This window comes from Bradyrhizobium sp. WSM1253 (assembly GCF_000244935.1).
Classification (GTDB): Bacteria; Pseudomonadota; Alphaproteobacteria; order Rhizobiales; family Xanthobacteraceae; genus Bradyrhizobium; species Bradyrhizobium canariense.
In genome coordinates, this window is the sequence record NZ_JH600073.1 from 2785906 (window position 1) to 2806113 (window position 20208).

Sequence of the window (20208 nt, forward strand, 5' to 3'; positions counted from 1 at the left end):
GGTGTGTGGGTGGCGTCGCAGCTACGGGCATGAATCCGCGCGGTGACGGCCGTTTCTACACGGCAGTCAGGACCACACGCGCTCGACAGTCGCGCGCGCCTCGAAATTGATCGATGGTGGCGCGTTGGACGACGGTTCGGTTGCTGCACTCGCCGATCGGCTCGGGGTAAGCTCGCGCCACCTCGCGCGTCTGTTCGAGCGGTATGTCGGGGCCAGCCTGCAGCAGGTAGCAAAGACCAGGCGTGTACAGCGGGCGAAGCGCCTAATTGACGAGACAAATGATCGATTGGCCCAGATCGCCTACCGGGCCGGCTTTGGCAGCGTGCGCCGGTTCAACGCCGCCTTTCGGGAGCTCTCTGGACGCTCCCCGTCCAGCATTCGCCACCGCCGCAAAGTATTCGCGTGAGACAGGCATCGCCAGCGTTGGTCAGCTTCTGGGCCCTTAGCCGACCCGCCGTGTGAATGCGGTTGGGGACTGCTTGTGACCCATCTGAGACATTAGGCGTTTAACCTAGAATGGCGTAGCGTCGACGTGCGATCAACGCTCAGTTCATATTGACTTGTGGGAGTCACATGAGGACGTTTTCTTTCGCGGCAGGGGGCATCTTGGCCGTGATGATGCTGTCATCGGCTGCGACCTCAGCTGAGTTGAGGGTTCTGGCCGGCGGCGCCATGACAGCAGTGTGGGCGGGTCTCAAGCCGAAGTTCGAACAAACCTCGGGCCACAAGCTTGATATCTTCTTCGGCACCACTCCGAACCTGATCAAGGAAGCTACCTCCGGCAAGCCGTTTGATGTCGGTGTCGTGCCGGTTGAGGTGATGAGGGACGCTGGCGCGCGATCACATTTCGCAGCCGGGCCGACGCTGGACATAGCTCGTGTCGGCCTCGGTGTCGCGGTTCGCGCCGGTGCGCCGAAGCCCAACATCTCCACGTCCGACGCGTTAAAAGCTGCCTTGCTCAATGCGGAATCGGTCGCCTCAATTCCGGAAAGCGCAACCGGCTATTCAATAGCGAAGGTATTCGAGCGCCTCGGCATCACCGAGCAGATGAAAGCCAAGATGAAAGCGCAGCCGACGCCGGCACAGGTCGTCGCTGTGGTCGCCAAGGGCGAGGCTGAACTCGCGCTGTTCCTGATGAACGTCTTGACGGTGCCGGGCCTCGATGTGGTTGGCCCGTTCCCTGCTGACTTGCAGCAGGATGTCGTATTCACGGCCGCGCTCGGTGCGGGCACGAAGGAAGCCGCAGCCGCGAAGGCGCTCGTCGACTACCTGAAAACGCCGGACGCCATATCGGTGATCAAGAGCAAAGGTATGACGCCGGGGTGAAACAATCAGCTGCTTCGTGGGGCAACGACGTTCAATCGACGCTGCTACAGCGGATTGCTTAACCCGCTGGTGCATGTCGGCTGATGGCCCGTGGCTGACCCCAGCCCGGAGCGCGGGGATGTCCGCTTCGGGCAACTGATCCGACCAAGGCCATGCTGGCTGGAGAGGGCAGCCTTTGACCGAAGCGGACTACCTTTTAAAGGGCATTAAGTCATACTGCCAGGCATGAAGCATCGGACGCGCGGATGGCCGTCTATGTAGTGCCTCCAGACCATTGTGCGGCCGAAACGGTTTGGTTGTGTGATAACCGCGCCGTCAGGTACGATCACCCATTCGTCGTCAATGAGGACGCGGTAACGCCCACGAGTGGACTCCCAATCCGCATCGGACACTATGTATCCGTCGGCATCGGTACAGCACTTCCCAAATTCGCTCTGCAGGCTTTCGAACCATGGCTTCAGCGGAGAGTGGTCGTATCGGCCATCGTCACGTGCCAGTACGGGTGTCAGCAGCAACGCTGAGCCAAGCAACGATGCCGCAAGTTTCGCTGGAAACATCTCTTTGCCTCCGCGATATTCACCGGCCGATCCGCTGGCTTGGTGCGGCTTAGGCTGGCAACCCCGAAACTAAGTCCGTTGCAACTGCCGCTGATGAGTGACGGTAGCCAAAATCGCTCGACGCTGTGATGGGACAGTTCATCCCCATCGTCTACTGACGTGAGTCCGGCAATTCGAGCGAAGGTTCAAAAACGACAACAGTTCAACTAAAGGCCAGTGCAGCCGCTTCTTTGGCCCAGCCTGTCAGGACGGCTTGGGTCGACTCGGCCAATTGACCGCTGCTGGGCCATCGGCGAAGTAGCAGCGCACCGGTTGAGGTCCGCTCAGTGAGGCATGGCGGACCAGATTTGCTCGCGTTGAGTTCTTCGCATTTTGACCCATGCCAGACATCATTGCCCAATAGACATGCCCAAGGTCCGACCATAGGCTTTCTGCTGATACTTCGGTGCGGATGGGCTGAGCCGTCCCGCGATCTTTTCTATGGCGTCACGGAAGGCACGACAATGGCTGAACTTATCAAGGTTGGCGAAATGCAATTGCGGTTTCTGCGCACCAAGTATGATACCAGCGGGGCGCTTGATATGTTTGAGGTGGTGATCCCGCCCAACTCCCGTATGCCGGTCCCGCACCATCACCGTGACTGGGAAGAAACGATCTATGGTCTTGAGGGCGTCATCACCTGGACGGTCGCCGGCAAGCGCATCGAGATCAAGCCCCGAGACGATCTCTTCATCCCGCGCGGTGTTGTCCACGGGTTCGTCAACGAGACGCAGGCGATTGCGAAAATGCTTTGCGTTCTCACGCCAGGCGTTCTCGGGCCGGAATTCTTCCGAGAAATGGCCATAGCCATCGGCGGCCCTGCGCCTCCTGATCCTGCCCGGATGGGCGAGATCATGAAATGTCACGGCCTGATACCTGCGCCATCTTAATTAAGTAGGCCGGCTGCATTCGCGCTCTGCTCGCGAACCGCGTGCTATTTGTGAATGTCGCTTGTTGGCCCGAAGGCGAAGATCGCCATCGTGTCCCGCACGTCGGCCGTCGGGGCCAGAGCGGACCTCGAGAACACGCTGGCAAATTGAGGCGAATGACCCAAAGCCGATCGGTCCTGCACCGCATTTGCGATGCAGCATTTGCATTGGGTGCGACGATGTGCACCGGCTGCCACAACTAACACCTGATAACATTTAACCGGCTCACTATCTTCGAGGCCCAAATGAGGCGACGGGAGCTCATTGCGCTTTTCATGATTGCAGTAGCGATGTCGCCGTGTGCGGTATACGCCCAGAAGAGCCCGCTTCCGATAGTAGGCTACCTTGGCTTCGATTCCGCCGAGAAAAGCAAGGAACTGCTCGTCGCTTTTCGCGGCGGGCTGCGCGCCAAGGGTTTTGTTGAGAATCAGAACGTCGCAATCGAGTACCGCTTCGCCGAGGGAAAGTATGATCGGTTTCCGGAGCTGATAGCTAACCTCGTCCAAGGCCGTGTTCAGGTAATTGTCGCCGCCACTGGCACCAATGGAGTCTTGGCGACAACTTCCGCAACAAAGACAATCCCCATCGTGTTTGCAATTGCCATGGACCCTGTATCCCTTGGCGTCGTTTCCAGTTTGAACAGGCCCGGAGGCAACGCCACCGGTGTGAGCATGTACACTCCACAGCTTACGGCCAAGCGACTTGAGCTCTTGGCCGAGTTGACGCCGGGAGGCGGTTCGATCGCCGTGCTGATCAATCCGACAAACCCTAACGCAAATGTGGTCGCCTCAGACGCTGAGGCTGCCGCTAAGTCGCTCGCGCGGGCGATTCACATTCTGAAGGCCAGCACAGACGAGCAAATTGCTGCTGCCTTCAAGGAGATCACAGACCAGCAGCATGTTGCACTTCTCGTTAGCCCAGACGCATTCTACATCGCGCGGCGAGAAAGACTTGCCGCGCTGTCCGAGCAAGGTCGGATTCCTGCGATCTACGAGTGGTCTCTTTTCGTAAAATATGGGGGACTTATGAGTTATTCACCGCGCATCACCGATGTTTCCTACCAGCTTGGCGTTTATGCAGGAAAAATTCTGAACGGCGCTGCACCCGCCGATCTACCCGTCGAGCAGCCTACTAGGTTCGAGTTGGCGATCAATCTGAGAACTGCAAAGATAATCGGCCTTACCATCCCGCCCCATCTTCTCGCGCGCGCCGACGAGGTGATTGAATAGCGGGCAAGCTACGTCCGCTCGTGGGCCCATCGGCGACCTCGGAGCCCATCCGCTCTTCGGCCGATGTTGGCGGTAAACCGCACATCAGGCAGCCAGCCTCTTAATGAGTACCTGGGGCCGTTTTGAACTTTCGCTCCATCGTTCAAGCCGGTCCACAACCATGTTTAGAGGCATTGCCATCGCGCTATTTGGAATGGGCATCTTTTCGCAGCTTGATCGAGCGTTCTTCTATGGCCGCAATACCGACGCCGTGCTCAAGCTTGCGCGGTAGATTGGCCGAGGCTTTGGGCTGTAGGTTAGCCGCGCTGCGCTCAAGATCGCTCGGGGACTACTTCTTCAACAGCAGTCCCAACGTTCGCGCCATGCGCCTCACCGATCCGGCGTGGCGACCGAGATCGGCGGCTATCCTCGATGTGCCAACTCCCTGCCGGGCCAGCCTGACCAACCGTCGGACCTCCTGCTCGGCCCATTGCTTTGGCTTCGGTGTTTTCATGATGCGGCGCTCGATCCGCACCAGTTAACCAGCGAGCGTTATTACCGACACTTGGGAAATTTACGGGTGGGCTTCCTGCCTGAGGCCGGCCCTCGCCGTTGAACGGCAATTTAGGCGCCTTGGGCCGTAGCGAGCTTGTCGTTCGTCCTAACCATGATGAACAAGTAGGCCATCGTGGCGTCGAGCAAGACACTTTCATCTGTCAAATGCGTCAACTTGCCTGTCTTTCCCGACCGCATTCGCCGCATTCTCGAAGGAATGCCGCCTCCGTCGTCGATGATCAAAGTTGGCGCGCGCCAAGCCGTGCAAAGTGGCATATACTCGCAAGCCGGTAGTATTACAGCCTAACGAAAGAATGCCCCTCGGAACAAATGCAACGCGACGTCCTACGTCAGGAGGACGTCGCGATGCAATTGTGCATCACAACCAGAGGGGAAGTTGTTATGAAGCGACGTTCATTGCTCTTGGCATTGTGTTCTTCCGCTTTCATCTCTGCACCGGCACTCGCCGATGAGGTCAAGCAGGAGGCCGAAAAATTAGCCGTCGCCTACACCGACTGCGTCGCCAAGAAAGACGCGGGCTGTGTCGCTGCGCTCTATACAAAGGACGGGGTCCAGATCAACCCGGGCGGTGTGTTTTCCGATCTTAAGACCGTATACGAAAACAACTTCAAGAACGGCACCGATCATATAGAGATCAGAGTCGGCAACATGTCGGTCATCAACAACGATCTGGTCGTTGCCAACGGCGAGACCGACATCTTCGGTAAGGACCCTAAGAGCGGCGACGCCACCCAGGTCACAGTGTTCTGGGGCGGCATCGACATACGTGAAGGCGGCGCTTTAAAAATCCGCCAGTTGACCGTCGGCATGAAGCCGCCTCCAGCTAAGGAAGCCAGCGCCGAGAAGAAGTAGGACGTCATCCTGTCGTAAGTCACCACGCGCCCATCCTCTTTGAGGGTGGGCGTTTGATCTTGCTGCACGTCGCTCCGAAAGCGAAATACGTTGCCTCGAAACCCACACCGCTCGCGCGATATCTGCAAGTGGCCCATAACGGCGCAGATTGAGGCATCGACTGCCTCACATTTGATATCGCGTTTTCATTATTGCGTCGCAATATACAAGGATCGTCCAGCCCATCATGAGGCCGATGCGATGATCCGACATGCTGCACGCATGCTGGTGCTGGCGTGTTGTGTTAGCAGCCGGCCCGCCTACTCCAATTTCGACACACAGGAGGTCGTCCCTCCGCTTTCGTTCACGCTGTTCTGTACAAAGTACCCTGAAGATTGCCAGGAACAGCAGGACCGTCGGATAACAGGCTTCCGCTTCCGAGGGCAGCGCTGGCGCGAGCTCAATCAAATCAATTCAATTGTCAATTCTAGCATCGCGCCCGAGAGTCTGTTGGTAAGCCGGAATGACTATGAATGGCAGATCTTTCCCTATGATGGAAACTGTGGCGATTATGCCGTTACAAAACGCCATTTGCTGCTCCAAGCGGGCTGGCCAACCTCGTCTCTCCTTTTGGCAGAAGTTGTTATTCGCAACACAGGAGAGCATCACCTCATTTTGCTCGTACGAGAAGGAAGAGTCAGTTTCGTTCTCGACAATCTGAGCGGGGCGGTCGTCCAGCTCAACGAAGCCTCGGATCAATACGTCTTCCTGCGCACGCAATCGGGTCTGAACCCTCAACTCTGGATGCGCGGTCTTGCGAGATCTTAGCTGCTCGCCTGCGGTTCGAATTCTGCCACGTTCGGGAATTCAGTCATCCCGAGAGCTTGGGGTATTAGGCCCTTAGCCGGCCCTCCGAAGTTGATACGGCTGGCTCGTTAATAATAGCGCCCAATCAGCTCAAAAATACTCTGCCGCGGGTAGCAACGGGACAGGCTATTGGGTAAGAACACGCATCCAGTCTGTGAGAATTTGCATGACCAAAAAGCGCGCATTAATTACCGGTGTTACGGGCCAGGACGGGGCCTACCTGGCCGAGCTGCTTCTAGGGAAGGGCTATGAAGTCCATGGCATCAAGCGCCGGACCTCCCTCTTCAATACCGATCGCATCGATCATCTTTATCTCGATCCACACGAGCCCGATCCGCCGTTCCGGCTGCACTACGGCGATCTGACGGACTCCTCCAGCCTCATCCGGATAGTTGCCCAGGTACAGCCTGACGAAATTTACAATCTGGCTGCGCAGAGCCATGTGGCCGTGTCGTTCGAGGAACCCGAATACACTGCGAATTCCGATGGGCTGGGGACGCTGCGGATTCTCGAAGCCATGCGCATCGTGGGGCTCGAGAAGACGGCCCGCTTTTACCAGGCATCGACTTCCGAACTATACGGACTGGTTCAGGAAATTCCGCAGAAGGAGACCACTCCTTTTTATCCGCGCTCTCCTTACGCAGTCGCCAAGCTCTACGCCTATTGGATCACGGTGAACTATCGCGAAGCGTACGGCATGTATGCTTGCAACGGCATCCTGTTCAATCACGAGTCTCCTGTTCGCGGTGAGACCTTCGTTACCCGAAAGATCACGCGAGCACTCGCGCGAATCCATTTAGGTCTTCAGGAGCGCCTGTATTTGGGCAATCTCGACGCGCTGCGCGACTGGGGCCACGCCCGCGACTACGTCGAGATGCAGTGGTTGATGCTGCAGCAGGAGAAGCCGGAGGATTTCGTCATCGCCACTGGTGTGCAGCATTCCGTGAGAGACTTCGTTAATATTGCGGCCAGCGAAGTCGGAATAAGGATTCGCTGGGAAGGCAGCGACGTCGATGAGAAGGGCTATGACGTCTCTACCGGCAAATGTATCGTCTCGGTCGACCCTCGCTATTTCCGGCCCACAGAGGTCGCAACTCTCTTGGGAGATCCCGCGAAAGCGAAGCAGAAACTCGGATGGGAGCCAACGACCTCCTTCGAGTCTCTGGTTCAGGAAATGATGAAGGAAGACCTCGAATCGGCAAAGCGCGACGAACTGATCAAGCAGCACGGATTCAGATACTTTCCGCGTCACGAGTGATCCTGAGTTAGATCAGCCGTCACCGCGAGCGGGCCGGAGGTAAGCGCTCATCGCGACGCTCACCTTTGGCTGCTCTTGTTCGTCAGCAGACGTCATTTCTCCGCAGTCGAGGCCAGACGCCTCAGGGCAACCGAACCGCATCCTCCACTGGAAGTCCAATGTTGTCGTTAGCGCTTGTCGGTCCGATTCCCATCGCCCCTGTCGACTTGCGCTCGTCCGCCATGACTTCCGACCACCGACGAACAATTGTTTGTCGGTCCCACCGATCAAGGGCTCGCTTTCTTCCTTCCTCCCCGTAATGTTCGCGGAGGGCGGATGCCTCACTAAGCTGGCAAATTGCGGCTTGAAGAGCGGACGAATCTCCAGGTGGAGTCACAAGGCCCGCGCCGATGACTTCCGCCGCAAGCCCCGTACCCTCTTCGGCCATGGCGATGACTGGCCGAGCGGACGCAAAGATCGCGCCAAGCTTGGAAGGCAACACCAGATCGGCCGCCTCCGCCTTCTGCGGAATCAGGTGGAAATCGGCAGTTGCCAACAACTCGTTGAAGCTTTCCTTGGGCTGAAGCCCGAAAAAGTGGATGTTGGAATGCCCGGCGGCCAATTGCTCGAGCCTCGTCTTATCTGGTCCGTCGCCGGCAAGAATAAACCGAATATGTGGATGGCTTTGCTCCAACCCGATCGCGGCCTCGATCACGAATTCAAGCCCTTGCTTTCTCGACATCGTTCCGGAGTAGAGCGCAACGATGTCGGTCTCGCCAAGCTTGAGCTGCTCGCGATATTTCGTCATCCGCGAGGCGGGGCAGATCGCCCGGGTATCAATCCAATTTCTGACCTCAACTGCTTTATCGAAGTCCACGCCTTTGAGGATCAGGCGATCCATCATCGGCTGAGAGATAGTCGAAACATGATCGAAGGATTTGAGGATCGCTGCTTCAGTTCTAAGCATCCATTTGCGCAAGGAACCATTGCGCAGCAGACCAAGATCGAACGCTGCATCGACCTCGAAATCCTGAATGTGGAGCCACGATTTCGCGCCGACGCGACGAGCAACGAACGAGACGAAGGCAGCGGACATCAGAGACGGGGCTACCGCGATCATGACGTCTGGTCGCCAGGAGAGCGCATTCGCGAGGGCCGGCACTGCGCTCGAGAGTGCGAAGGAGGCATGATGGATAAGTCGCTTCGCCCCTGACGGATGTTCGGGCACATAGATCGGCGTACGCGTGACCCGAACGCCATCGATATGCCTCGTTCTGAAGTAAGAACTACTGAAGCGGTGCGGAATCTTCCAGGCGGGATAATACGGCGGAGCCGTGATCACCCTGACCTCGTGACCTTCGGTGACGAGGCTTTCGCAGAGCTCGCTATTGTATTTTGCCACTCCGATCAGATCGGGGGCATAATTGATGCCGACCAAAAGAACCCGCATAAAGGCGCAATCCAAGTAAGTTTTTCAGAGATTAAACTATTGCAGCAGAATAGCTGGCTCAGCTGGTGGCGCTAACCTCCAAATGACGACCGTAGCCTTTTAGAAAATCCGCATACGCAGCAGCGAGACCGGCGCGCAAAGAAGTATTTGGCTGCCAACCAAGCGCCCGCACCCGCGAGCTATCGAGCAGCTTACGCGGCGTACCGTCCGGCTTGGACGTATCGAAGACCAGCTTGCCCCGATAGCCCACCACGTCTGCAACCGTTGCCGCAAAATCGCCAATCGATAATTCGTCGCCGCTACCGACATTGATCGGCTGGTCGCTTGAATAGTTCTTCAGAAGGAAGATACACGCGTCGGCGAAGTCTTCGACGTTGAGAAACTCGCGAAGCGGCGTGCCCGTGCCCCAGACACTCACGCTCGGTGCTTGCGCGAGCTTTGCTTCATGGAAGCGGCGGATCAGCGCGGCCGGTACGTGACTGTGATCGGGGTGGTAGTTATCGCCACGGCCGTACAAGTTGGTGGGCATCACCGAAATGTAATCGTCCCCATATTGGCGACGATAGGCCTGGCACATCTTGAGACCCGCGATCTTCGCGATGGCGTACCATTCGTTTGTCGGCTCAAGCGGCCCAGTCAATAATTCACGCTCCGCAATCGGCTGCTTGGCATGCTTGGGATAGATGCAAGACGAGCCCAGAAACAACAGGCGCTGAACGCCGATGGCGTGACTTGCGCGGATCACATTGAGTTCGATCGCTAGATTTTCGCAGAGAAAGTCGACAGGAAAGCTGCTGTTCGCAGCAATGCCTCCGACTTTTGCAGCAGCGTGCACCACCGCGTCCGGACGGTTGGATTCCAGCCATCGCAGCGTCGGCTCTTCCTTCGTCAGATCCAGCTCGCGACGATCGGCAACAAGCACCGTGCAATTTTCGGAAGCAAGACGCCGCACAATGGCTGAACCGACCATGCCGCGATGACCCGCGACGAAGACCCGCTTGCCCGAAAGATCGTAGGTAGAAGCCCCTGTCATACATCCCCTCTTCGGTCACACCTATGCGGAAAAACCGACAGTACAGCCCATTCACGCGGCGCGCTGATGCGTCAAGCAAGACTCGTGCGCGTTCTCACTCGCTAACACAATCTTCACCATCGAGCAGCCCGCCTAACACGGCGAGGATATTAATGGTGAACTGCAGCAGGGTGCACAAACTCAAAGCAGGCCATTGGCGACAAAATAGACAAGCAGCCGCGCGAGCCGCACGGCTGCTTGTTCGATAAAACATTATTTAGTCCAGCGGATCAGTACGCACGTCGGAGGATGGGACCCTCGGGGGCGCAGACGCGATCCAAATACCAGCCGTACGGAGTCTCTACCCGAACGAGCGGACAGTGACGCGACGGCACATAACGGTATGGATAGGGTTGTGCCCAAAAGGTGATCGGCGTTACCTGGGCGGCACCCGTGAGCAAAGCCGCGCTTGCAGGCATCTGCATGCCGGCACTTGCGCCGCTCGCTGCACACAGAGAAGTGGCCAACGCCAAAAGCCCGACCTGCGCAAACGTCTTGAACATTTGTAAAGCTCCTTTGCCCCAACGAACTCATCAGCGAAGCCACTCAGCCCTGCGAGAACTGCTTCGGCGGCACTGTGCTTCGTCAATCACCCCAGAAATCGCCGTGAAATAGACGAAACAGACTACCAAGGCCCAGGGGAGGAACGCAACCGATCCGACGCACCGAATTTATGTTCGAAGCGATATGGCGCAGAACTGTGGCTTCTTGGCCCTAGTTGTCTCCGCTCCAGGCGCCGGGCGAGCCAAGATCGGGCGAGCGACGATAAACGTCCCGGAGAAACTGATAGTTGACTACCTGGGCGAGCGGCACCTCCTCCTCACCCAGCTTCGCGAACATCAGGATGTCCCGAAGCGTCCTCCAGCGGCTTTCGTCGTAGTCGGCGATGCGGCCACCGGTTGGCAAGATGAGGCTCCGCTGCTGCTGCAACTCGGCTTTCAGGCGATCCGGGCTGAGCCTTTCGGGAGCAAAACTGGCGAGAACAGGCACGCTTCGTGCATAATCGCCATAGGCGAACTGCCAGCCGCGGATAAGACCTTGGAGCACGTCGGTGATCACGGATGGACGGTCATGAATAAGATCGTTGCTGGCGAAATAGACCAGCCCTGGGACATGAATGCCGTAGTCCTGCGGCTTGATCACATTCAGCCGGGCGTGGCCCGTACCGGACGGAGTTGGCCGGTCATCGATGGCGGCGATGATGGCGTCGACCTCGCCGGCCCGGAGCGCATCGAAGCTGTCGCGATCGACCACCTTTGTCACTTGACTGCGCGGCAGGCCGAGCTGCGCCATCATCGCATCGAAGATTACGTCTCCTTCGCTGGTCCTGCGATAACCGACGCGCTTGCCGACCAGGTCGGGCGGCCGGCGCAACCCGGAGCTTTCCAGGGTAAAAAGCGCAATCGATGTGTCGAGGAAGCTTGCGGCGAACGCCGTTACGGGCACGCCGCGCCAAGCAGCCAACAGAAACTTTTGGCCGCTTGTCACGCCAATGGCATGCTCGCGTGCGATCGTCTCGACGAAGTTCGGGTCATCAGGGTGCGGGCGCAACGCGATCTGGGAAGTGAAAAAGCCCTGCTTGAGCGCGATCAATTCGCCGGCAAAGCGCGCCGCGTAGGGTCCGTCGAGGAGCAGACTTGCCGCGGCCGCGGGGTTCGATGCCCGCCGCGGCGGCACCGAATCTGGGCGCAGCGTGATAAAGGCCAAGCCCAGCAGGGCAACGGTCGCAAGGCCGATCGCCACATACCGGCTGAACCTTCTCCTGGATCGCCGCCGGGACCGGGTCTGAGTCACTGAGAGCTTCCTTGAGAGCTTCCTAACGAACTGTGACATTTAACATATTGGGCAGGGGCAAAGATGCGCTACTATCAACCCATTGGGGTAAGGTTACTTTTTTCTTCGCCTTGTTTTAATTGCGATTCTGCCCGATAGCACGGTGTATTCGGATAGTGAATTGTTCGTAAGTGAGCATTAGCGCGATGACACTTTTATCGGCTCGACCGGCTTCCGTCCCTGATTCGGCTGCGGAAATCCGCGTGGTGGAGCCAATTTCGCCGGCGCCCCAGGGTTTGGCATGGAACTTTCTTCGCCCACTGGTTGTGGAGCGACTGGTGATGGTCTGCGACGCCGTGCTGGTGGTGCTGAGCGGGCTCGGCTGCGCGGTCGCCTATCACCTCTACACGCAATCGGCGCTCGGCAAGGCGAATGTCTACGCCGCGGCGAGCGTCGTGGTTGCAATCAACTTCATCCTGCTGACCACGGTCCAGCACGGCTACCGCCTGAAGAACATCACCAACCTGCCGCGCGCGTTCCGCATCACGCTGACGACGTGGACCGGGCTGTTCGGCGCGCTGCTGGCGATCGCCTTCACCATGAAGGTCAGCGAAGACTTTTCCCGCGGCACCACGATCTCGTTCTACCTGGTCGGGCTGGCCGTGCTGCTGGCCTGGAAGCTAGCGGCCGGGCGCTGGACCGCCAGGGCGCTTGCGACCGGCGCGTTCGCCAACAGCCGCGCGGTCATGATCGCCGAATTCGGGCTGCCGGCCGCCTCCAACACCATGATGGATCTTGCCCATCACGGCTATCGCCTGATGCGGATCATGGAGATCCGCTCCACCGACCTTGCCTCGCCGCTGCTGCTGTCGGCGATCGCACCGCGCTTTGACGAGCTGATCGCCTATGCGCGCGAGAACCGGGTCGAGCACATCTTCCTGCTGATGAGCTGGAGCCGGCAGCACGCCATCGACAGCATCCTGGACGCGCTGAAGATCCTGCCCGTTCCCGTGCATCTGGTGCCCGATTCCCACGCCGCGCGCTTCCTGCGCTATCCGCTGCAAAGCACCGGCAACACCTTCACCGCGGAGCTGCGCCGCGCGCCGCTGTCCTGGAACGAACGCGCGCTCAAGCGCACGCTCGACCTTGCCGGCACAAGCCTGGCGCTGATCGTGTTCGCCCCCGTGATGCTGGTGACCGCCGTGCTGATCAAGGCGACCTCGAAGGGGCCGGTGTTCTTCCGCCAGACCCGCAACGGCTTCAATGGCCGCGCCTTCAAGATCTTCAAGTTCCGCACCATGCGCGTGCTCGAGGACGGCCCGAAAATCGTGCAGGCGCAAAAGAACGACCCGCGCGTGACTGCAATCGGCAAATGGCTGCGCAAGACCTCGATCGACGAGCTGCCGCAGCTCTTCAACGTGCTCAAGGGCGACATGTCGCTGGTCGGCCCCCGCCCGCACGCGGCCGCCCACAACACCGAATATGAGCAGATCATCGGCAACTACGCCTTCCGCCACCATGTGAAGCCCGGCATCACCGGCTGGGCCCAGGTTAATGGTTACCGCGGAGAAACCCGCACGCTCGAGCTGATGCAGAAGCGCGTGGAGTATGATCTGTGGTACATTAATAATTGGAGCTTGTGGCTGGACTTAAAGATCTTGCTGCGCACGTTAATGGCCGGATTTATCCAAGGTTCGGCGTACTAAGACCGACTCGGCCCCCTCAATGATCTTCATCAAGATTCGCCTCAGGATTGCGGACGCGCTTGCAAAGCTGCTACTCCCTAGACAGGGATTTGAGATAGGCAAGAATGTGCGCTTTCATGGGTTTCCCGTAGTATCCCAAGCACGCAATTCAAGAATCATTATCAAAGACGGCTGCGTATTGACCTCTCACTCTTCCGCAACTGCTCTAGGCGTGAGATCTCCTGTAATACTGAGAACGTTGGCTGAGGGCGCAGTCATCGAAATTGGCCGCAACAGCGGGTTGAGCGGCACGGTACTTTGCGCACACAAGGGTATCCAAATCGGCGAAGGCTGCCTAATGGGAGCAGATGTAATGATTTTCGACACTGATTTTCACCCGCCCGATACGTTGGATCGCCGTTTTGCTCAGGTTAGTCCTCAGAACGTGTCTGAAGTCATCGTGGGAAACAACGTATTCATAGGAACAAGAAGCATCGTTTGCAAAGGTGTTAGGATTGGTGACAACGCTGTGATCGGGGCAGGCAGCGTCGTGGTGGGCGATGTGGAGCCAAACTCGATTTATGCTGGCTCTCCTGCAAGAAAAATACGTGAGCTTCGGTTTGAGAATCCGCCTGCTACGCTCTAATGTGAACCAATGCCAACACAGTCACAATTCGCTCCTGCACTTGCGAAGCGAGTGTTCAATGCATTTCATCAGGCAAAGCGCGTCATCCGACTGAGAAGTTTTGACACCAATTCGGTGACGGGACGGGTACAAGAACGAGCTCGAAGAGTGTCGTTGAGCGCTCTCTCGAGCATGATTGCTCGAGGAACCGCAATCGGAGCCAATCTACTCCTCATACCAATCCTTTTGAATCATTTGGGCCTTGAACAATTTGGCGCGTGGACAGCCATAGCCTCCTTGACGCTATTCCTTTCGTTTGCTGACCTAGGCATCGGCAATGGAATTATCAATGATATATCGGCGGCGGCGGGCAAAGAGGACAGGCTGGGCATTCGCAGATCGATCACAAATGCATATTTTGTGCTCGCCACAGTCGCTCTGATTCTGCTGATCCTTTATTCACTTGCCCTGCTTGCGGGAGCAAGCCTGTCGCCAATCGGTTCGTCGAATCAAGCCGTCAATATTGAAATTCAGCACGCATTCAAATGCTTCCTGATCCTTTTCCTGCTGAACATGCCATTGGCTCTAATCCAGAAGATTCAAATTGGATTCCAGACCAGTTTTGTAGCAAGTCTCTGGCAAATCGCCTCCACTATTGCCTCACTTTTCGGTATTGTAGTCTCGCTTCACAACGGGTCCACACTACCAGACATTGTCATCATCTATATGGCAGCACCTCTGTTTACCAATGTGCTCAACACGGTCTTTTTCTTCTGTTACGCTGGCGCTCCTTACCGACCTTCGATACTTCTAGTTGGAAGATCTAAACTACTGGAGTCTCTTCAGATCGGCTCTATGTTTTTGTCGATCCAAGTGATGTCGGCGCTGGTTTATAATTCAGATGCGGTGCTGATATCCCATAGTCTTGGCTCGTCTTCAGTTCCTATCTACTCGGTCCCTGAAAGATTGATGAGTCTCCCCAGCATTATCCTTTCCATGGCTCTCGTCCCATTGTGGCCAGCCATGAGCGAAGCTCTAGCTCGCGGCGAAGCGGCTTGGGTCGGTATCACCCTACGTAAGGCGTTGCTAATAGCGTGCCTGTCGTCAGCGACCTGCGGATTAATGCTGATCGCAGCGATGCCGTTGATTTTGCAAGCATGGGTGAGCGGGAAGGTCGATCCACCTCTTAGTCTACTAGTCGGGCTTGCTGTCTGGAAAACAATCGAGTCCGCCTCGTACGCGTATAACGCTTACCTGAATAGTGCTAGGCAATATCGATTTCAGACGATAACCTCAGTATTGCTCACCCTTTCGGCGTTTCCAGCAAAGCTCTTGGCGTACGGTCATTTCGGCGTAGCCGGCGGAGTTTGGGCTCTCTCCGCCTGCTACGTGATTTGCCCCGGGATACCGGTTATACTGAAACTCAGAAAAGTTCTAAGGAGCCAGATGGTTAAAGACACTAGAACGTGAGCCCTGGGACCAAGCCCCTCACCATCATTCGAATCACGTGCGGTATGGCGCGAGCCTACGATCGCCGTCAGTGCACTGCTAGCCGCAATCAACGGCACGGCATGCAGGCCGTCTACCGGCGGGGAGATATTTACTTCCGAATCTGAACTTTGACGCTCCTTGCCAAAAAGTTGGATCAGGCTTCAAGGCCTCGCAAACGGCGCTTTCCAGGGCTGCTAAGACACGCACACGTTGACCGGGGAAATGAATGATAGACCAGAAGGGGCCGAAATATCAGGACCTGTCGCGGTTTAGAACACCGCCAGAATTCAGAGGGCGATCCTGGCTCACAGTACTTGTCTGGCAAACGATTCAACAGACTTTGTTCGCTTGGTCTCCCCAGCCGGCTTTTTTTTGGCGCCGTTGGCTGCTTCGCCTGTTTGGCGCAGAGGTTGGAAGAGGCGTACTCATCAGGCCCACGGCTCGAGTGACCTACCCTTGGAAAGTTAGATTTGGTAACCACTGTTGGGTCGGCGATCACGCCGAAATTTACAGCCTCGGACACATTACTATCGGAGACAATGCTGTGATATCACAGCGATCCTACATTTGTGCGGCTACTCACAATTATCAGGACATTACTTTTCCGCTGGTAGCCGATCCCGTCATCATTGAGCGGGAAGCTTGGATCGCCACGGACTGCTTTATCGCACCAGGCGTGACAGTCGGCGCCGGTGCCATAGTGGCCGCCAGAAGTACGGTGTTACGCAACGTCGATCCTGGCACGATTGTCGCCGGCCATCCCGCCGAAGTGAAGGGATATCGGGCTGCGTCTCTAACCTAGAGAGACGTGCTAGATTCTGCGGTCCGGCCTTTCAGCGTTGCTTGCAGAAGGACGCCACCTTGGTGCTTACGCATCAATGATGAATCCCGTTTTGCTCAACTTCCTTGAAGAGACCCTCGCCCGTTCTCGCTAACGATTCCCGCTAGTGAAGAGGACATCAGACTTGAACATAAAATGATCGGGAGACTCAGGCTCCAATACCAGTCGTTCGCAGAAGACCTTCTGAGCGTCGATCTTGCAATTGACCCCCTTCACAAAGGCCGGAACGCGCACTCGATCACCCAGGTAAGTGTCAACGAACACTTCGCCTATACCACCTTTGCGGTTAACGTTATCTTGGTAACCGCAGTTCTCCAGGTAAACTACGTCACCCGTGCAAGCTAGCGCAGCATCGATCCAAAGCGCAGCTCTTGGGGCGTAAGCATGACTGATCAATCGAAACGTATTTGCGTTACTTGGTCGGCCATGGCGCGCCATTATATATACTGCCCTTCCGCAGAGTCCGCGATATTTGAAGTTCCGAGCAATCGACCGCGCATAAGTCGGCGGACCAAGGCGGATTCGCTCATTCCTGGTTTTGTAGAAGGACCTGTCAAAATAGTCGTCTATCGCAGCTTCTGCAGTGCCCATCACACGCTGATAGATGTTGTGAATTGTACCGAAATAGGTCTTGTCGCAGAATCCGCCCCCTTCCTGATAAACGTCCTCTCTCGAACACCATTGCCCACCAACAGCGACAACACAACCGGTACCTTGCGCAGTTACGCGGTCGACGTAACATCGCTCAAGCTGCCTCACGTATAAGCCTAGTGCGCAATTTTCAAATCGTAGGTTTTCAAATTTCGCCATGACAAGGTTCGCCTTCGGAGAGCCAATTGCCATGAAGTAATTTCGAAACGTTATGTTTTCAATCGCGACGCTTTGTACAAAACCAGAGCCGTCAATAGCGAAGCAAATCAGTTCGTCTCTGCTTGCATTTCCAAAAGTGTATGAGCCCTTAAAGTAGGTTCCAAACTCGCCGACAATCCTGACGCCTCCAGGTACTCGAACCGCAAATGCTTGCGATTGCACAACCTCCGGCTCGATTGCGGGAAACCCCACAAGTTGTCCATCATCATGAGCCGCGATCTCGGCGTAACCACTTACACTTGCAACGGTATACTCGCCTGCACTGATCCGCACAGTACCACCACCCTGTCGATACACATGATCGATCGCCAACTGAAGTGCAGCGGTGTCATCGGCTAAACCAAGTGCACCGAACCAACCGGCCCACACTTCGCCAGTGTTGGCATTCAGGTTCCACCAACTGCCTGATCGATCCTTGATCGGAAGAAGACCGGTTGCGTCACCTCGCGCGTATAAGGCGCCTCTTCCTCGATCTCCCGGCTGGTTGAACCCAGACAAGATAATTGCTTGAACAGAATCGGCTGGCTGGAATTCGGCAAAACTAGACCGAGTTACTACGCCTGAGCTGGCGGCCAGCGCGACTCCTTGAATAAAGTCCCGGCGCGTTACCATCGAAAGCTCCAAGCATAGGGCGTGACTTGACTTCAAATGAGGATTTTCTTGTTACTGCTAGCCCAAGAGCAAAGGCAAGCATCAAGAAATACTGCTCAAACATATTTTGAGTGATCAATCCGAGCGCAATGACAATAAGAATTGGCACGGCTTCCTTTCGGGCCAGAGGCCAGAGCATCGACGCCACTCCCACCCACACCAGAACCGAGCCGAGCAACCCTAACTGCAAGAAGGTCGTTACAATCGTATTGTCGATAAGGATGTTCCATTTAACGGACAACGGATCAATTTGATTTGCGGCCGCAATCCCCTGAGCCGTATTTGTACCAACCCCGATGCCGCGTCCAAATAAGACATCGAATGCATCGGCCCGCTCGATCTCGTCCCAGACGAGTAAAAGGTTTGCCAGTCGCCCTCCTTGAGCCATTTGCTGGTCGACAAGCCCATCGCGTCCAGCGAACGCGATGAGCGCCACCCCTCCAATGAGAGCTGAAGGAACGATTACGAAAAACAAGAGGTAAGTGCGAATAACCTTGAGATTCAGACCAGCTCTAGAGGAGCTTCGGCTGTAGCTTGAGATCATCAAGAGCAGGTTGGCGAGAATTGCGTAGCGCGTACCTGACGTAGCCGCGATCAACAGGCTGAGTACCGCCAAGCTCCAACACCTGCCCGGCCCCGCTTTGGTGGAAATAAGTGCAAGAATTCCACATGCAACAGAAAAATATCCTGCGGTTCCGGCATTGCTGAACATGCCGGGCAATCGAATAACGGCCAAGTTGGCAACGCTTGCACCACCAAGCTGCCGGAGCACGGGATAAAGATCAAACAGGCAAATCGCAATCAGCATTGTAACCATAAAACGCTCGCTGAAGGCCGATGATCTGCCCAATAGTGCGAGTGCTGCGACTCCAACTGCCGCATGCAGAATCAGCAACCACCGAAGACCTGCCGTAACGAACGGCAAAAATCCCGTATCCGCAACGTAGGCGATTAATCCGAAGCACAAGACGGCCAAAAACCACACGGCGTATTTAAACAACGCATGGATCGCTGACGGGAAGCGCGACACGACAAAGGGCCAGTACGCGCCAAACAGCAAAAGAACCGCGTCCTTGACGTACCTTAGAGGACCGACCTGCTCCAAATCAGTTTCCTGAAATCTCCAATAGAGAGGTGTACTGGAGCTTGAATCGGAGAAGGCGGCGGGCGCATATTGAACGGCGCCAGCGAGAAAAAATACTCCCACGAAGATGAATACCGCCCGTGATCGACCGTAAGCGGGAAGTGACGATGCCAGCCTCATTGAAGCAACCATCAGCGCCACACCATTTTCAAATACCGAACGGCAAAATTCACAGGCCATAACCAGCCACCGTGAGTCTTGCAGAAGAAAAACCACTCTCGAACAGGAACACCTTTTGGGTGGAAGAGTATAAACCTCCAATTCTTGAGCGTTAGGGTTCGGACGGCCTCGTGATAGGCGAAATTCCTTTCTTGCTCTGCGATAGGCTCCTTCAATTCGAGAAGGTCATAGCCGCATTTTGTTGCCCTGAGACCATAGTCGTTGTCTCCAAAGGCATGTCGATACTGAGAGCGCATGCCTCCGACCTCACCTAGAGCCATCCCAGGGATCAAAACGCAATTTCCGTTCATCGTATGGCAGCGCTCCTCATTGGAAGTGAGGCGCCGAAACCGAATTTTGGAAACCCCGTTCGCGTGACGATAGCCTCCGTAGGTCGTCTCTTTGCTCGCAGGATCCACCGTGCGACCAACGATTATCGTCCGACTACGAGCTGCTCGCTCGTAGCGTTCGAGAAGATCCTTTATTGCATTTGGCCTTAACTGGGTGTCGTCGTTGAGCCACAAATAAAAATCTGGCTGCCCAGCTGAAGCGACTTCCCAAGCCAGTCGCATGCCGCCGTTCCAATATAGTTGACCATCGCCGCTCCGAACGACAGCATCCGGATATGCTTGCTTAACTGCTTCGGCCGTGCCATCCCGCGAACCATCGTCGACTAATACAATCCTAGGATGACATGAATCTTGTACCGCCGCCTGGACCGACTTCAAAGTTCTTAAGGTTGTTTCGCGCCGATTGTGGCACGTCAACAAGACAGCAACGGTAGGCCTAGTATTATTCTGCATCTGAAGAAATAACCATGCTTGGGAAGAAACGTTTACGTCGTGGGATACAGGTCATCTGGTAGAAAGCGAAGCAG

At 56.3% G+C, this 20208-nt stretch carries 18 protein-coding genes; 11 read left to right on the top strand and 7 right to left on the bottom strand.

Annotated features, from left to right (window positions below):
- Positions 1 to 124: 124 nt before the first annotated feature.
- Positions 125 to 406, top strand: coding sequence for a helix-turn-helix transcriptional regulator (locus BRA1253DRAFT_RS14715; RefSeq protein WP_051058428.1), 282 nt, complete (start codon positions 125 to 127; stop codon positions 404 to 406).
- A 209-nt stretch (positions 407 to 615) separates the two neighbouring features.
- Positions 616 to 1326, top strand: coding sequence for a substrate-binding domain-containing protein (locus tag BRA1253DRAFT_RS14720; RefSeq protein ID WP_035993384.1), 711 nt, complete (start codon positions 616 to 618; stop codon positions 1324 to 1326).
- Between the two features lie 206 nt (positions 1327 to 1532).
- Here the strand turns inward: BRA1253DRAFT_RS14720 and BRA1253DRAFT_RS45245 are convergent, their stop codons facing one another.
- Complete coding sequence (locus tag BRA1253DRAFT_RS45245; protein WP_007595479.1) at positions 1533 to 1883, bottom strand: hypothetical protein; 351 nt, start codon at positions 1881 to 1883, stop codon at positions 1533 to 1535.
- 503 nt (positions 1884 to 2386) lie between these two features.
- Here BRA1253DRAFT_RS45245 and BRA1253DRAFT_RS14730 point away from each other — a divergent pair.
- The 5 genes from BRA1253DRAFT_RS14730 to gmd all read left to right on the top strand — a co-directional run bounded on the left by BRA1253DRAFT_RS14730 (position 2387) and on the right by gmd (position 7591).
- A complete protein-coding gene (locus BRA1253DRAFT_RS14730; protein WP_007595482.1) occupies positions 2387 to 2812 on the top strand; it encodes a cupin domain-containing protein in 426 nt (141 codons plus the stop codon).
- Between the two features lie 284 nt (positions 2813 to 3096).
- Positions 3097 to 4080, top strand: a complete 984-nt coding sequence (locus BRA1253DRAFT_RS14735; RefSeq protein ID WP_007595485.1) for an ABC transporter substrate-binding protein — start codon at positions 3097 to 3099, stop codon at positions 4078 to 4080.
- Positions 4081 to 5016: 936 nt separating this feature from the next.
- Positions 5017 to 5487: a nuclear transport factor 2 family protein gene (locus BRA1253DRAFT_RS14745; RefSeq protein ID WP_035995222.1), complete on the top strand. Its 471-nt coding sequence runs from the start codon at positions 5017 to 5019 to the stop codon at positions 5485 to 5487.
- A 240-nt stretch (positions 5488 to 5727) separates the two neighbouring features.
- On the top strand, positions 5728 to 6294 hold the full coding sequence (locus BRA1253DRAFT_RS41500; protein ID WP_007595489.1) for a transglutaminase-like cysteine peptidase: 567 nt from the start codon (positions 5728 to 5730) through the stop codon (positions 6292 to 6294).
- A 205-nt stretch (positions 6295 to 6499) separates the two neighbouring features.
- Positions 6500 to 7591 carry a GDP-mannose 4,6-dehydratase gene (gmd, locus tag BRA1253DRAFT_RS14760; protein ID WP_007595490.1) on the top strand — a complete coding sequence of 364 codons (1092 nt, stop codon included), beginning with the start codon at positions 6500 to 6502 and terminating at the stop codon, positions 7589 to 7591.
- 121 nt (positions 7592 to 7712) lie between these two features.
- On the opposite strand, the gene BRA1253DRAFT_RS14765 is transcribed toward gmd, so the two are convergent.
- From BRA1253DRAFT_RS14765 to BRA1253DRAFT_RS14775, 3 genes are all read right to left on the bottom strand, one after another.
- A complete protein-coding gene (locus tag BRA1253DRAFT_RS14765; protein WP_007595491.1) occupies positions 7713 to 9020 on the bottom strand; it encodes a WcaI family glycosyltransferase in 1308 nt (435 codons plus the stop codon).
- 58 nt (positions 9021 to 9078) lie between these two features.
- The gene (locus BRA1253DRAFT_RS14770) at positions 9079 to 10053 is read right to left on the bottom strand and encodes a GDP-L-fucose synthase (protein WP_007595492.1); all 975 of its coding nucleotides are present in this window, start codon (positions 10051 to 10053) and stop codon (positions 9079 to 9081) included.
- Positions 10054 to 10806: 753 nt separating this feature from the next.
- Positions 10807 to 11835, bottom strand: coding sequence for an ABC transporter substrate-binding protein (locus BRA1253DRAFT_RS14775; RefSeq protein WP_245285918.1), 1029 nt, complete (start codon positions 11833 to 11835; stop codon positions 10807 to 10809).
- 371 nt (positions 11836 to 12206) lie between these two features.
- On the opposite strand from BRA1253DRAFT_RS14775, the gene BRA1253DRAFT_RS14780 reads away from it, so the two are divergent.
- The 4 genes from BRA1253DRAFT_RS14780 to BRA1253DRAFT_RS46205 all read left to right on the top strand — a co-directional run bounded on the left by BRA1253DRAFT_RS14780 (position 12207) and on the right by BRA1253DRAFT_RS46205 (position 16468).
- On the top strand, positions 12207 to 13571 hold the full coding sequence (locus tag BRA1253DRAFT_RS14780) for an undecaprenyl-phosphate glucose phosphotransferase (protein WP_007595495.1): 1365 nt from the start codon (positions 12207 to 12209) through the stop codon (positions 13569 to 13571).
- A gap of 19 nt (positions 13572 to 13590) precedes the next feature.
- Positions 13591 to 14196 carry a DapH/DapD/GlmU-related protein gene (locus BRA1253DRAFT_RS41510; RefSeq protein WP_007595496.1) on the top strand — a complete coding sequence of 202 codons (606 nt, stop codon included), beginning with the start codon at positions 13591 to 13593 and terminating at the stop codon, positions 14194 to 14196.
- Positions 14197 to 14349: 153 nt separating this feature from the next.
- Positions 14350 to 15645, top strand: a complete 1296-nt coding sequence (locus BRA1253DRAFT_RS14785) for a lipopolysaccharide biosynthesis protein (RefSeq protein ID WP_157158595.1) — start codon at positions 14350 to 14352, stop codon at positions 15643 to 15645.
- A gap of 247 nt (positions 15646 to 15892) precedes the next feature.
- On the top strand, positions 15893 to 16468 hold the full coding sequence (locus BRA1253DRAFT_RS46205; RefSeq protein WP_007595498.1) for a WcaF family extracellular polysaccharide biosynthesis acetyltransferase: 576 nt from the start codon (positions 15893 to 15895) through the stop codon (positions 16466 to 16468).
- Between the two features lie 129 nt (positions 16469 to 16597).
- Here BRA1253DRAFT_RS46205 and BRA1253DRAFT_RS43580 read toward each other — a convergent pair whose 3' ends face one another.
- The 3 genes from BRA1253DRAFT_RS43580 to BRA1253DRAFT_RS41520 are packed head-to-tail and all read right to left on the bottom strand — an operon-like array spanning position 16598 to position 20134.
- Positions 16598 to 17989, bottom strand: a complete 1392-nt coding sequence (locus BRA1253DRAFT_RS43580; protein ID WP_007595500.1) for a hypothetical protein — start codon at positions 17987 to 17989, stop codon at positions 16598 to 16600.
- Positions 17919 to 19352, bottom strand: coding sequence for a hypothetical protein (locus tag BRA1253DRAFT_RS14800; protein WP_157158596.1), 1434 nt, complete (start codon positions 19350 to 19352; stop codon positions 17919 to 17921). The genes BRA1253DRAFT_RS43580 and BRA1253DRAFT_RS14800 overlap by 71 nt, the downstream gene beginning before the upstream one ends.
- The gene (locus BRA1253DRAFT_RS41520) at positions 19304 to 20134 is read right to left on the bottom strand and encodes a glycosyltransferase family 2 protein (protein WP_007595502.1); all 831 of its coding nucleotides are present in this window, start codon (positions 20132 to 20134) and stop codon (positions 19304 to 19306) included. The genes BRA1253DRAFT_RS14800 and BRA1253DRAFT_RS41520 overlap by 49 nt, the downstream gene beginning before the upstream one ends.
- Between the last annotated feature and the right edge of the window lie 74 nt (positions 20135 to 20208).